At 64.0% G+C, this 13,189-nt stretch carries 10 protein-coding genes and 1 pseudogene; 4 read left to right on the forward strand and 7 right to left on the reverse strand.

Annotated elements, in window-relative coordinates; genetic code table 11:
- Positions 1–22: 22 nt before the first annotated feature.
- Both bchC and FHT19_RS10885 read right to left on the reverse strand, forming a co-directional pair.
- A complete protein-coding gene (gene bchC / locus FHT19_RS10880; protein ID WP_168557258.1) occupies positions 23–1,000 on the reverse strand; it encodes a chlorophyll synthesis pathway protein BchC in 978 nt (325 codons plus the stop codon).
- 124 nt (positions 1,001–1,124) lie between these two features.
- Positions 1,125–2,243, reverse strand: coding sequence for a methyltransferase (locus tag FHT19_RS10885; protein ID WP_169475141.1), 1,119 nt, complete (start codon positions 2,241–2,243; stop codon positions 1,125–1,127).
- Between the two features lie 103 nt (positions 2,244–2,346).
- Between FHT19_RS10885 and crtD the strand changes: the two genes are divergently transcribed.
- The gene (gene crtD / locus FHT19_RS10890) at positions 2,347–3,906 is read left to right on the forward strand and encodes a 1-hydroxycarotenoid 3,4-desaturase CrtD (RefSeq protein ID WP_169475142.1); all 1,560 of its coding nucleotides are present in this window, start codon (positions 2,347–2,349) and stop codon (positions 3,904–3,906) included.
- A 23-nt stretch (positions 3,907–3,929) separates the two neighbouring features.
- Positions 3,930–4,745 (forward strand): hydroxyneurosporene dehydrogenase, encoded by an 816-nt coding sequence (locus FHT19_RS10895; protein ID WP_248290408.1) that lies wholly within the window; start codon positions 3,930–3,932, stop codon positions 4,743–4,745.
- Positions 4,746–4,995: 250 nt separating this feature from the next.
- Here the strand turns inward: FHT19_RS10895 and FHT19_RS10900 are convergent, their stop codons facing one another.
- Both FHT19_RS10900 and FHT19_RS10905 read right to left on the reverse strand, forming a co-directional pair.
- Complete coding sequence (locus FHT19_RS10900; protein ID WP_169475143.1) at positions 4,996–6,447, reverse strand: PepSY domain-containing protein; 1,452 nt, start codon at positions 6,445–6,447, stop codon at positions 4,996–4,998.
- A 1-nt stretch (position 6,448) separates the two neighbouring features.
- Positions 6,449–8,596 carry a TonB-dependent receptor gene (locus FHT19_RS10905; RefSeq protein WP_169475144.1) on the reverse strand — a complete coding sequence of 716 codons (2,148 nt, stop codon included), beginning with the start codon at positions 8,594–8,596 and terminating at the stop codon, positions 6,449–6,451.
- A gap of 506 nt (positions 8,597–9,102) precedes the next feature.
- Here FHT19_RS10905 and FHT19_RS10910 point away from each other — a divergent pair.
- On the forward strand, positions 9,103–9,507 hold the full coding sequence (locus FHT19_RS10910; protein WP_248290409.1) for a response regulator: 405 nt from the start codon (positions 9,103–9,105) through the stop codon (positions 9,505–9,507).
- A gap of 13 nt (positions 9,508–9,520) precedes the next feature.
- Here FHT19_RS10910 and FHT19_RS10915 read toward each other — a convergent pair whose 3' ends face one another.
- The 3 genes and pseudogenes from FHT19_RS10915 to FHT19_RS10925 all read right to left on the reverse strand — a co-directional run bounded on the left by FHT19_RS10915 (position 9,521) and on the right by FHT19_RS10925 (position 12,275).
- The gene (locus tag FHT19_RS10915) at positions 9,521–11,011 is read right to left on the reverse strand and encodes a PAS domain-containing protein (protein ID WP_169475145.1); all 1,491 of its coding nucleotides are present in this window, start codon (positions 11,009–11,011) and stop codon (positions 9,521–9,523) included.
- A 106-nt stretch (positions 11,012–11,117) separates the two neighbouring features.
- Positions 11,118–11,312: pseudogene (locus FHT19_RS10920) on the reverse strand (CsbD family protein).
- Positions 11,313–11,726: 414 nt separating this feature from the next.
- Entirely contained in the window at positions 11,727–12,275 is a 549-nt protein-coding gene (locus FHT19_RS10925; protein WP_169475146.1) for a TetR/AcrR family transcriptional regulator, read from the reverse strand.
- A gap of 108 nt (positions 12,276–12,383) precedes the next feature.
- Between FHT19_RS10925 and FHT19_RS10930 the strand changes: the two genes are divergently transcribed.
- Positions 12,384–13,172 carry an SDR family oxidoreductase gene (locus FHT19_RS10930; protein WP_169475147.1) on the forward strand — a complete coding sequence of 263 codons (789 nt, stop codon included), beginning with the start codon at positions 12,384–12,386 and terminating at the stop codon, positions 13,170–13,172.
- Positions 13,173–13,189 lie beyond the last annotated feature (17 nt).

The following is a 13,189-nucleotide window of genomic DNA, read 5'->3' on the forward strand; positions in this document are numbered from 1 at the left end:
GCGTTGGCAGTGTTCAGCAAGGTCATGCGCAAGCGCTCCAATCGAGAACCGTCTTGAGGCAGTCGGTGGCCAGGAAAGTTTCGGGGTAGGCATCCTGCGCCTCGTGCGCGGGGCGCATGTGGCTGATCACGCCAGCCAGGCTGCACGCCCCCCGCTCGACCAGCGCGCGCGTCGCCTCCAGGTCTTCGCTCCGCCACTCTGCCGCAATGCGAAAACGCGTCTCGCGCATGAAGGCGGGGGCAAAGGCAAAGCTCGGGCGGTTGGCATAGAACCCGGCCATCACGATTTCGCCGCCGTGGCGCAGCCGCGGGATCAGCAGGTCCAGGCAATCGGCATTGCCGCTGGCATCATAGATCGTGCCATAGTCGTGCCGGTCGTCGTCCTTGGGCGCGATCACGCGATAGCCGGTATCGCCCGTGCGCCGCAGCGGATTACGCTCCCACACCGTTGGCGCGGGCGCACCCTGCGCGATCGCCAGCCGCGCGAGCAAACGGCCCAGCGCGCCATGCCCGATGATCAGATCGGGCGCCGCTCCGCCGTTGAGCGCGTGAAGCGCGGTTGCGGCCAGGGCAAAGAGCACGCCATCGGCGCCCAGCGTTTCGGCCACCGGAAAGGCGCGCGCCGACGGCACGATCAGGGCTTGCGCGGTTCCACCGAACAAGGCGCGCGCATCGGCATAGCAGGCCGCGCCGGGCACGAAGACCCAGTCACCGATCCGCCCCTGGGCATCGGCCCCGGCGTCCACGATACGGCCCAGCGATTCATAGCCCGGCACCAGGGGATAGCCCATTCCGGGAAAGGCCGGCATTTCGCCCGACCACAAGAGCTTCTCGGTGCCGGTGCTGATGCCGCTCCACCGCACGTCGACCAGGACGTCGCCAGGGCCGAGCGGCGCCGGCGAAGCGCCCGTCGCAGGCCCCGCTCCGGCCGAGCCGGTCAACGTCAGCTTGCGCAGCGCGATGCACCTGGGTGCCTCGAGTATGACGGCCAGCGCATCCATGCCCCGGTCCTTCTCCCATCGGTCTGTTCGACCCCGGCGCAACACCCAAAGGCGGATGTGGTCCGGCAAGAATCAACATACGCCAACGCGGTCAAACGTCAATTACAGTTGACGCTTTATTTTGTCATCTAAACGCGACAATCAGGCTGGACACGACCGGGTAATCCGTCGCCTGGCGCCGCCAGCGGGAAAACCCGGCGTTTTTCAGCATCGCGCCATATTCGCAGGCAGAGCGCGGGCGGCCGGCATTCATCGCCCAAAGGTAGAGCCCGAAATAGGCCTCGCCCATCGCGGCGGCCCCCGCCGTCGCTGCCATCGGCTCTGCCACCACGAGTCGCCCACCGGGCGGCAGGGCACGGTGCACGGCGCGCAACAGCGCCCCGCAGGCGGCATCGTCATGATCGTGCAGCACCCGCACCAGCGTGATGCAATCATACCCCGCGGGCAGCGGATCGCGGAAGAAATCGCCCACGTGCAACACAATGCGCCGGTCCACTTGCGCCCCGGCGATCACCGGCGGCAGGTCAAACACCCCCACATCCACCCGCGGGCAGGCGCGCGCCACCGCGTTGGCAAAGGCGCCGTGCCCACCCCCCACATCGAGCACCCGGCGATGCCGCGCAAAGCGATAGGCCCCCAGCGCCTGGCTGGCGACCATGGCTTGCGAGGTGGCCATCAACGCGGAATAGGCCGCAGCCTCTGGCGCAGGGGCGTTGCCGGCATAGTGCCAGAACGCGGAAAGCGCAGTGGGCGCAGCACGATCGGCCCGCAGCAGGGCCACCGGATCGGCCAGATCGGCATAAAGCAGGGCGTGATGACGAACCATCGCAATCGCGCCCGGATTGGCCTGCAGCGCCGCCCCCTGCGGCCCGAGCAGCCACCATCCCGGCGCCACTTCCTCAGCCAGGTCGAGCGCGGCCGCCGCGCGCACCAGGCGCAGCGCCGCCGCTTGCGAAAGGCCGCTGGCCTTGATCACACCGGGCAGATCGCAGGGGCCCCGGCGCAACAGGTCGAGCAGCCCGACCTGCACCGCCGCTGCCAGAACCTGCGAATAGCAAAAGCCCGCCACCAGATCGAATGCCTGCACCGCGCGCCGCCGCGCCACCCAGGACAGCAGCGGCAGACGCGCCGCCCACAACTGGAAATGCGGGCTGGCCAAGACCGCGTTGCGCCACGCCACCCACCGCCCCTTCCAGCGCTTGAGCCGTGGCAAGGCTTGAAAGCCTTCAATGGTGGTTGACATCAGCATATGTCTATCTTGTTTGACACATATGCGGTAAAGTTCAATTGCGAACACGCAGGCTCGATTCCTTTTCCAACGCATTCATGCAGACGGGGGCACGCAGATGGCGGCACGTGTTGCGATCATCGGCGCCGGCATCGGCGGCCTGGCGGCAGCGGCGCTGCTCGCGGCGCGGGGCCACGCCGTGACCGTGATCGAGAAAGCCGCCCATCCGGGGGGCAAGGCGCGGCAGATCGCGGTAGACGGCGTGGCCGTGGATGCCGGACCAACCGTGTTCACCCTGCGCGACGTGTTCGACGAGATTTTCCACGAATGCGGGGCAAGCCTTGCCGATCACGTGACGATCCGGCGCGCGCAAGTGCTGGCCCGCCACGCCTGGGACGAGACCCGCCAGCTCGATCTTCATGCCGATCCGGCGCGCAGCGAAGAGGCGATCGGTGATTTCGCCGGGGCCGGCGCGGCCGCCGGGTTTCGCGCGTTTCGGGCAGAGGCGGCGCGCATCCACGGCATTCTCGATGCCACGATGTTGCGCGGCAGCAAGCTCGCCTGGCCGCCATCGCTGATGTGGCGCATCGGCCTTTGGCGCTTGGGCGATCTACTGGCGATCCGCCCTTATGAAAGCCTGTGGGCCGTGTTGGGGCAGCACTTTGCCGATCCCCGCCTGCGCCAGCTTTTCGCGCGCTATGCCACCTATTGCGGCTCTTCCCCCTTTGCCACGCCGGCCACGCTGATGCTGATCGCGCATGTCGAGTCGCTTGGCGTCTGGCTGATCGATGGCGGGATGAGCGCGCTGGCCCAGGCGCTGATGAACCTGGCCAAGGCACATGGCGCGCAGTTCCGCTTCGGCACCGGCGCGGCGATGCTGGAAACCGCGCTCGGCCGGGCATCAGGCGTGGTCCTGGCCAATGGCGATCACGTGGCAGCGGATGCCGTGATTGCCAATGCCGATCCCGAAGCGCTGGCAGCGGGCCGCCTGGGCCCGGTGGCGGCCATGGCAGTCAGCAGCCACGGGGTGCGCAAGCGCTCGCTATCGGCGATGGTCTGGCTCGCCCATGCGCGCAGCAGCGGCAGCTTTCCGTTGCAACGCCACAACGTCCTGTTCTCGCCCGATTACCCGCGCGAATTCCGCGATATCGCCGGGGGCCGCCCACCCGCCGATCCCAGCGTCTATGTCTGCGCGCAGGATCGCGACGGCGCCTTGGCCAACGATGGCGGCCGCGAACGGCTGCAGATCATCGTCAACGCGCCCGCCAATGGCGACAGCCACGTCTATACCGAAAAGGAGAGGGACCAATGCACGTTGGCCATGAGCCGGGCGCTGCAGCGCTGCGGGCTGGAACTGGAAGTGGATTTTCCCCGCGTGCTGCTGACGCCGAACACGTTCGAGACCTTTTCGCCCTCGACCGGCGGAGCGATCTATGGACGGGCCTCGCACGGCTGGGCGGCGTCCTTCCTGCGCCAGGGCACGCGGACGCGGATCCCTGGGCTCTATTGCGCGGGTGGAAGCACCCACCCGGGGGCAGGGGTGCCGATGGCCGCCTTGTCGGGACGGCTGGCAGCCCAGGTGGTGATGCAAGACCTCGCTTCGATGCGGCGGTTCCACCCGGTGGCTACGGCTGGTGGTATGTCGACGCGATCAGCGCCTGCGGGCGCCACGGGCTGACTATCATCGCCTTCATCGGCAGCGTGTTTTCGCCCTATTACAAGAAAAGCGGCCGGGCCGATCCGCTCGATCACTGCGCGCTCAACGTCGCGCTCTATGGTCCCGACGCGCGCTGGACGATGACGGAGCGCGCGCGCGGCGCCGTGCGGCGCGATGCCGATACCCTTCAGATCGGGCCCAGCAGCGTGCACTGGACCGGCAATGCGCTGGAAATCGAGATCGAGGAAATGGACAAGCGCGTGGGCGTGCCCTGGCAGCGCCGCGTCGCCGGCCGCATCCGGGTCATTCCCGAAACCATGAATGCCACGGCCTTTGCACTCGATCCGCAAGGCGTGCACCGCTGGCACTGCCTGGCCCCGCGCGCGCGGATCGAAGTGACGATGCAGGCGCCCGCGCTGTCGTGGCAGGGCAGCGCCTATCTCGATTCCAACTTTGGCGCAGAGTCGCTGGAACAAGGCTTTCGCGTGTGGCACTGGTCCCGCGCGCACAGCCGGAAAGGCGCTTTCGTCATGTACGAAGGCATCCGCCAGAGCGGCCGCCCCTTCGCCAGCGCCCTGCGCTTCGCCGCCGACGGCACCCCGCACGAGGAAGACGTGCTCCCCCCCGTCGCCCCCCTGCCCAACACCCTGTGGCAAATGGAACGCAAGACCCGCGCCGACCGCGGCCTGGCGAGCGTTGTCCGCACCTGGGAAGACGCCCCCTTCTACGCCCGCTCCACCCTGCGCTCCACCCTCTACGGCGAACCGGTCGTCTCGGTGCAGGAAAGCCTCGACATGGCCCGCTTCGCCTCGCCCATGGTGCAGTTCATGCTGCCGTACCGGATTCCGCGGGTGGGGTGATGGGGGGTGTCGGGGGCTGGAACATTCCTGCTGTTCGCAATCTGCTCGTTGAAGGGCGGACTTCGGCAAGAGCGGACGTTTATCTAGTCGCCGAGAAAGGGCTGCCGACCCCGACCTGCACGCTGCTGCTCCAGCATCGGCCAGGGCCCATCGCGATCGAGGCATGCCTACGGAGCTGTCGCTAAAAGTCTAGGCGGCGTGGACAAATTCCACAACGCAACGGTTGCGCTGTGCAATTTGTCCACGCCGCCTAGCGATTCAAGCGCCGCCAGCCGATCACGACGCCACTCACTGCGATTACCAGCCCTGCGAGCGATGTCAGCCACAGCACTGCGTCCCAGGCAGGCCGCGCTTGGGTCAAGCCGTTCAGATCCCATTTGTGCAGGAGGTCGAAAGCCCAGCGATAGAGGCGGCGCCGGGTGTCGGTATCGCCGACGATCGCACCACTCGCCGGATCGATATAGACCCAGCTTCGCGCCGGATCGTCAAAGCGGATGCGCAGAACGGGGAGCAGCGGCAGTCCGTCCGTTTCGTACCAATAGGCATCGGGTGCTACAAGGCGGTCAACAGCGATGATATGGCCCGCAGGGACAAGCTGCGCAGCGCGCTGCTCGATGGTGGCGCGATCAGTTTGCCATGGCGTGAGCGTCTTGCCACTGAGGAAGCTTGCCTGTTGCGGGCCGCGCTCGACCAGTACCTGCGGCCTGCCAAGGCTCCAGCGGATGCGCACCAGCTTCGCCCCCGTCGCAGACCGTCCCAGCGCATCAGCGGAAAGTGTCAACGGTTTGTCGGCTCCCGCATAGCTGATCTGGGAAGCGAGACTGAGGCCTGGGCTCGCGAAAAGCCGGCCTGGGTCGACCGACAGCCACCCGCTGAAAATCCAGGTTGTCAGGAAGACCCCGCCAACGAGCCCTGAAACATGATGCCATTTCATCCAACCGCGATAGGGTGTGAAGCGCCCTGCGCTGTAGCGGCTGCGTCCCGTGCGCAACCGCAGTATCCCGATCCAAAGTCCGGTGATCGCACCGATGATGCAGGGGCCCGACACCCACATGACGACTTGCCGCCAGACCAGATTGTACTGCCGCAGCACCGTTGGATAGATCCAGTGCGGAACGGATCCGATCCAGTTCCAGAAACGCTCCGTCCCGTTGGTGTCGAGCACCACCTCACCGGTCCGCGACGAGACGTACAGCACCCTGCCGCCCTCGCCCGCGAGTTCGGCCTTCCAGAGCGGTCGGTGGCGGTCGAAGCTGCCCGCAACGGTCCACTGATCGCGTTCGAGAGCTGTGATCAGGCGAACTGGAGCATGCCCGAAATCACCGGCAATTCGGCGCGCAGACGCTCCGTCGGTTTGACCCAGAACATTGCCCGAGACGGCAGAGATCGCCACCGGGGCGGCATCCCACGGCTCGATCTGCCATACTGGCGCGCGATCGCGCATTTCCAGAGTCAGGTTGCGCACCGGCCTGCCACCTGCAACCCGTCGCGCTTCTTCGGGCGGCACACGCACTGCTGCCCAATCGATCGGCGCGAGACCGGCCAGCCGCTCGGCCTTGCCGAGCGACGGGAACGGAACGTAGATCATCACCAGGCCAGAAACGAGCCATATCGTGAAGAGCATACAAGTGACGATGCCGATCCAGCGGTGAACCAGAAAAAGCCAACGCTTGAGATGGTGACCGAGCCTGCCGCCAGACATGTCAGAGGCGGACGCGAACCGTGAGATCGAGCGAGCGCGGACGGCCGAGGATCCATTGTTCGTCATTGTAGGTGGTCGTCGCATAATCCTTGTCGAAGAGATTATAGAACCTAAGGTCAACAGCGACTTTGCTAGTCACGGCATAGCTCAGCCCGCCGTCTACAACCGCATAGGCGGGCACCCGGAAGCTGTTGGCGTTGTCGGAATAGGTGCGGCCGACATAGCGAAGACCGGCGCGTACCTGCACCTGTTTGGCCGCATCCCAACGCAGCCATACATTGGCCGATTGTTCCGGGACGCCGGGCGGCGTCTTGCCGGTGTAGATGCTCGTGCCGCTGATGAAATCGTCAAAACGCGCGTCGAGTATGGTGCCGTTCGCATCGATGCCGAAGCCCAGCGGCAAATCGAGCGAGACAGAAGCTTCGATACCCTTCGACGAGCGCTGGCCCACCTGTTCGATCGGGCTGGTCGCCGTCCGCTGCGACAACAGGCCCTTCTTGGCGATGCGATAGGCAGCGATCGAGGCCGTCCCCCGCCCATCGAGGAAGCTGGCCTTGACGCCGATTTCGACCTGATTGCCGGTCGCATTGCTGAACCGGGTCTGCGAACCCGAATACGTGGTGAGTGTGCCGAGCGGATCGGTGCCGGTCGAATACTGCCCATAGAGCGACACTGTCGCGGTCGGCTGGTAAACCGCGCCGGCCCGCCAGGTCGTGTTGCGCAGCGTCTTGGTGAACAGCCGCGCGCTGATTGCGCCGGCAGGGTCGATGTTCTGGCGATAGACCCGGTCGTGCTCGTCGCGGATACCGGCAACGATCGAAAGCTGGTCGCTGAGGCGCAACCGGTCCTCGGCGAAGAAGCTGTATTCGGTGGTGCGCGTGCGGTACCGCGGGGCGATACCCTGTGTATCGAAGAACAACCCCGGATCGAATGTCCGCGGGTCGACAAAATCCTCCTGAAGGTCCGAACCAAAATCGTTCGAATAGGTCAGGTTGATCCTGTTGACGTCGAACCCGACCACGAGGTCGTTGCGGATAGCTCCGAAAGAGCCGTTCCACTTGACGCTGCCCTGGTTACCGATCTGCGATTGGTCGTGAAAGATGCCGAGATTGTCGGTGCGGTAGATCGTGCCCGGGGTGCCGGAGGTGCCATTATAGCCATTGGGACAATCGCCGCTGGCACCGATCCAGCAATAGCTCTCGAGATTCTTGAACAAGCGCTTGCTGGTCAGCCAATACGCTGTGTTGGAAATGCTGATGGCTGCGGAAGGCGCCCACTCTGCGGTCAGGATCACACGGTTATCGCGGTAATGCAGCTCGGCGTCGGCGACGTTGTAGTTGCGGCGACGGATGCTCCTGTCGAGCTTGCCGTCGATCAGCGGCGTGCCGAAATACTCGGTTGGCCGCTGGTTCGCATAATCGTCACGCAGCGTGAGCGAGAAAGAGTCGGACGGCGCAAAACGCAGCGCTGCCGAAAGGGCATAGCTGCTGGAGTCCCCGCGATCGACATAGCCGTCAGATTGCCGGTAACTGCCATCGATGCGGTAGGACAGCCTGTCACCGATTGGCCCTCCCGAGCCAGCCGCAACATGCCAGCTGTTCTGCGCACCATAGCTGGCTTCGCCGTTGACCTCGGTCCTGGCGGTATTCGGCTTCTTGGTGATCACATTGACCGCGCCGCCGAGCGCGCCTTGCCCGTAGAGCACAGACGACGGACCGTTGAGCACTTCGACCCTTTCCACGTTGAACGGATCTGCCGGAAAGGTGATCGTGCCGGCAACCGGAAAGAGCCGAACGCCGTCGTAGAGTTGCAGGACCGAACCTTGTCCACTGAAGCCTCGCGCAACCAGCGCGGTCCCGCCATTGCCGGGGTTTGCCGAGGAAGTGATCCCAGGCGCACGGGTAACCGCATCGACGATTGTCAGATCGCCTCGAGCGCGCAGTTCGTTGCCGTCGATGATCGAGATGGTGGCGGGGGTTTCCAGCGGGGTCAGACCAAGGCGGCTGCCGGTGGGAGCCGGTGCCGTGAGAGCGGCCAGCGGCCTGCCGACCACAAGAATGTCGTTGTTTTGAGGATCGTCTTCCTCAGCCGCGCGCGCTTCCGCCACAACCAATATTGCCGTCATCGACCACCCGGCCAATGCCAGCATCCGCGCCGTGCATTTCATTCCAACCCCCCCAATAATCTGTATCACGTGTTGCTTAGGGGTGCGCCGTGCAGCGGCCAGTTATGTACCGTAATAGGGCCGACAGTCACAGGTTACAGCGTCGTTACAAGATGTTGCGGAACCACGCAGTCCCGATTTGCGTAGCTGGGCGAGGAAACTCCTGCATAGCCCGCAACTTGTCCCAGATCGGCCCCATGTATTCAGGGCCGGACGCGCTGGAATTGTGCAGCTCTCCGCCGAGCGCCAGATAGGGTTTGCCATCCACCAACAGCTGGCGGTCCTTGATCTCCAGGAGCGGTTCGGCATTAACCGCATCGATCGACAGGGAAATGGCCGCGGCAGATGACGCCAGACGTGCGTCAAGGCATACGCGTCACCGACGTTCCGGCCTTGACCAATGCCGATCTGCAAGCCGGCTTGAGCAGCAAATGAAGGCATTGGCAGGGGCCAATTGAAAAGGGAACGGGTGCGGCGCTGCAGCATTGTGAATGCATGAGGTTCCCAGTATGAAATCCGTGCTTATCGTCGAGGACGAAATCTTCATTGCCTTGGAAATAGAGCGGATTCTTCAGGATGCCGGGTACACCGTCGTTGCCATTGCAGCCGATCAGACGGAAGCGCTGGCTGCCGGAGCGACAGCCAAAGTAGCGTTCGTTGATCTGAATCTGAGAGATGGGCCGACCGGCCCTGGGCTGGCGCTGGAGCTGGCGGACAGGTTCAGTATGAGGATCGTCTACGTGACCGCCAACCCAAATCAGATCGAACAACCTGCCCGGACTGCTGTCGGCTATATCCGTAAACCATTTTCGGAAGAAGCGGTCCTCGCGGCAGCGGCTATCGCAGCGGATCCGGAATCAGCGAACGTGATCCATCAGGATGTCATCATCATTTAGCAGACGACGTCCGCTAGCGATGTAGTGCCGCGGTGGGAACGACGAGGCGCAGACGCAAGCCTTCGACGGACCAGTTCCGCTCTATGTGACCGCCCAACTGCTTGATCGCGCTGAGCTCGATCAATTTGGTGCCGAAACCGTCGTGCGAGGGCGCGGCGACCGGCGGCCCCCCGCGCTCGAGCCATTCGATTTCTACGCGACCATCGCCCACCTCGATCGTGATCTGGACCCTGCCATCGGCGGACGAAAGCGATCCATATTTCGCTGCATTGGTGGCCAGCTCGTGAAACAGCAGGGCCAAGGGCGTGGCAGAGCGATCGTCGATGGTCGTATCATCTCCCAAGATGGCGATGCGCCCGGCATATGCATCCATCAGTTCACCGAGCATCCCGGACAGGCTGTCCTGCACGGCGCTCGGCTTGGATGCATCGCTATGCGGTCGAACAAAATCATGCGCGCGCCCGAGTGCCAGGATCCGTTCGCGCAAATCATCTGCGACGGGTTTCATCTGGGGATGTTGCCGTGTCGAGAAGCTGATCAGGCCGCTGATCACGGCGAAGATATTCTTGATACGATGACTGAGCTCGTGCGCCACGATCTCTCTTTGCGCCTGTATCATCTTTTGATCGTGGATATCCGTGCATGTTCCAAACCATCGTGTGATCACGCCGTTTCGATCACGGATGGGGAGAGCTCGGCCCAAAGTCCACCGATACTCGCCGTCCGCACGTCTCAGTCGATACTCGATTTCGTACGGTTCGCCCGTTGCCAGCGATCGGCGCCAGACCGACCAAGCGTGGGGTTGGTCCTCCGGATGGAACATGCCATTCCAGCCTTCGCCATCGGTGGAGCCGGCCGGCATGCCCGTGAATTCATACCAGCGCGCGTTGTAGTAGTCGTGGAACCCGTCTGGACGCGCCGACCAGACCATCTGCGGCATCGCATCCGCCAGGATCCGGAATTTGGCTTCCCGTTCGTCCAACTCCCGGTCGGTCCGGAGAGACGCACGGCGTGCGGTCAGCAATGACATGATATTCGAGGCCAGGACGAACAATCCTTCGCGCTGCACCTTGGTTAGTCCGGAACGCGGTTCTCGATCGATGACGCAAAGCGCGCCGAGCTGTACACCGTCGTCCGAGATGAGCGGCGTACCCGCATAAAATCGAATGTAGGGCGCGCCGGCCACCAGCGGATTGTCTGCAAACCGCAGATCTTGCGTTGCATCAGGCACGACCATGAGATCGGTGCCGCGCATGGCGTGCGCGCAGAAGGATGTCTCACGCGGAGTCTCTGCAACGTCGAGCCCGGTTCGTGCTGGAAACCATTGTCGCTCGCGTTCGACGATGCTCACAAGGGCGATCGGTGTAGCGCACAAGGCGGCTGCGAAATCGGTGATGCGCGTCAGCGCCGCGCTGCCGGCCAACTCTTCCAAGTCAAAACTCAGGAGGGATTCGGCCCGTTCGGACTCCTCCTCGATGGACGTACCGTCAAATTTCTCGGTCATCAGCAGGACATTCGCTTCTATTGGTTGCGCGCAAGGCCGCGATAGCCGCGCCCTGGTGGGTAGCTCGAAAAGGGAATGCTTCCGTGGCAGTCCGCACGGGCCGCCCCTAGCAACAGGCTGAGATATTGTCGCCGAGCGGGCCCTTGACGGTGCCTTTCACATCCTGCGCCATACCCTTGAGCCGTTACGCCTCGCCTTCGACGACCAGCTTCTCGTTGTCAGTCGCTTTGCCAATCGTCTCCTTGCAGTTGCCCACCACCTTGTTGCCGGCGGCGCTGATCTTGTTTGTGAGGTCGCCCATGGTCGTTCCTGTCACTTGGGTCCCTGAAGACAGTGCCAGTCAACGTCCTGATCCATGTCACGTTCCTTACTCAAGGCGCCTGCGTGGCTTCTAGGCAGCCTCGCCGATCGGCGGGTCCGACCTGTCTCCTTCGGTAACTTCAGTCAGAACCGGACATTTGGCTCAACTAGGTGAATACCCGAAGGTGGTCGGGCGCTGCCGGAAGCGAAGGTGGCATCGCGGGACGAAGCCGTCGATCCAACACGGCGTGTGGAATTGCGGATCTTTCCATAAGCAGACGCGCCTCAACGTCGCGGTGCCCCGTACAGACGAGGAGTGGCTAGAGAGGCGCCAAAGTTGCCCCAGCGGCGGCCCGAGAATGTAAAAGCCAGCGGACCCGCGCAGGGCCGGTTCTCCTGTCGGCGACGCTGCGGCCTACCTGACGGCAGCGTCGATCCATGCGCGCGTTCGCTCGAGCACCTCGTCCGACAATTGTGGGTCATCGACCGCCCGCGCCAGGATGACCGCCCCAACCATCGCCGCCCAGCTTCCGATTGCAGCGGTACGCTTGTCCGCTGCGGGCAACGCCGGAAGCGCATGTTCGATGCGCGCGATCTGCGTTCGCAGCCCTTCCGTCATGGTGGCTTTGGCTGCAGGCGTCTGGTGGCGCATGGCAGCGGCGAGGCCGGCGGTCGGGCAACCGCCTCCGGGATTATCCCGGTGTCGCGGGGCCAGATAGGCCCGGACAAAATCGCTGAAGCTTCCGTTCTCGAAACTGTCCGCTGCAAGCGCGTTCGCAAGCGCCTGCGCCACCAGATCGTCCTTCGAGCGGAAATGCCCGTAAAAGCCGCCATGGGTGAGGCCTGCCGCCTTCATCACCTCCGCGACACTCACCGCCTCGATGCCCTTTTCCCTGAACAAGGCGCTGGCGACTTTCAGAATTCGGCGACGGTTTTCCGCCATCTGCTCTCTGCTGACCTTCATATCCAAATTTCTCCGCGACCGCCGTTGACATTTAGATGATGGCTATCATATTTAGCCAATCATGATCGCTGTCATGAATATAGAGCCCGATACAGAAAGAGCAATCCGATGAGCGACATTCCTGCAGTTCTGATCACCGGCGCTTCCACCGGCATTGGCGCCACCTATGCCGAGCGGTTCGCCCGCCGTGGCCATGCCTTGGTGCTTGTCGCGCGCGATGCGACGCGGATGGAAGCGCTTGCGGCGCGCCTGCGGCAGGAAACCGGGGTGACGATCGACATCCTCCCGGCCGATCTTACCCAGGCGACAGATCTCGCCAAGGTCGAGGCCAGGCTGCGGGAGGATGCGCGCATCGGCATCCTGGTCAACAATGCCGGAACGGCGATCGGCGGAAGCTTCGTCGACCAGAGCGTCGAAGACATGACCAGGCTCGTCGCGCTCAACGCAACTGCGCTGCTGCGCCTTTCCAAGGCGATTGCCCCGCGTCTTGCCGAGGCCGGCGAAGGTGCGATCATCAATATCGGCTCGGTCGTTGGCGTGGCACCGGAATTCGGCATGACGGTATATGGTGCAACCAAGGCCTTCGTGCAGTTCCTGTCGCAGGGCCTTGCGCAGGAGCTCGGGCCGAAGGGCGTCTACGTCCAGGCGGTGCTTCCGGCCTCGACCCGCACCGAGATCTGGGGTCATGCCGGTGCCGACGTCGATGCCATGAGCAACGTCATGGAAGTGGGCGATCTGGTGGACGCGGCCCTGCTCGGCTTCGACCGCCGCGAACCGGTGACGATCCCGCCGCTGCACGATGCCGGCCAGTGGGATGCGTTCGACGGCGCGCGCAAGGCCATGATCGGCAACGTCGGCAACGCCCTGCCGGCCGAGCGCTATCGCACGCGCGCCTGAGCACCAAGCCCTCCCCA

The organism is Novosphingobium sp. SG919 (genome assembly GCF_012932495.1).
GTDB lineage: Bacteria > Pseudomonadota > Alphaproteobacteria > Sphingomonadales > Sphingomonadaceae > Novosphingobium > Novosphingobium rhizosphaerae.

What these genes read in the sequence shown, in the direction of transcription:
- FHT19_RS10900 (WP_169475143.1), bottom strand. Translation starts at nt 6,447, where the DNA reads ATGTCTGGCGGCAGGCTCGGTCACCATCTCAAGCGTTGGCTTTTTCTG.
- FHT19_RS10925 (WP_169475146.1), bottom strand. Translation starts at nt 12,275, where the DNA reads ATGAAGGTCAGCAGAGAGCAGATGGCGGAAAACCGTCGCCGAATTCTG.
- bchC (WP_168557258.1), bottom strand. Translation starts at nt 1,000, where the DNA reads ATGGATGCGCTGGCCGTCATACTCGAGGCACCCAGGTGCATCGCGCTG.
- crtD (WP_169475142.1), top strand. Translation starts at nt 2,347, where the DNA reads ATGGCGGCACGTGTTGCGATCATCGGCGCCGGCATCGGCGGCCTGGCG.
- FHT19_RS10910 (WP_248290409.1), top strand. Translation starts at nt 9,103, where the DNA reads ATGCATGAGGTTCCCAGTATGAAATCCGTGCTTATCGTCGAGGACGAA.
- FHT19_RS10885 (WP_169475141.1), bottom strand. Translation starts at nt 2,243, where the DNA reads ATGTCAACCACCATTGAAGGCTTTCAAGCCTTGCCACGGCTCAAGCGC.
- FHT19_RS10905 (WP_169475144.1), bottom strand. Translation starts at nt 8,596, where the DNA reads ATGCTGGCATTGGCCGGGTGGTCGATGACGGCAATATTGGTTGTGGCG.
- FHT19_RS10930 (WP_169475147.1), top strand. Translation starts at nt 12,384, where the DNA reads ATGAGCGACATTCCTGCAGTTCTGATCACCGGCGCTTCCACCGGCATT.
- FHT19_RS10915 (WP_169475145.1), bottom strand. Translation starts at nt 11,011, where the DNA reads ATGACCGAGAAATTTGACGGTACGTCCATCGAGGAGGAGTCCGAACGG.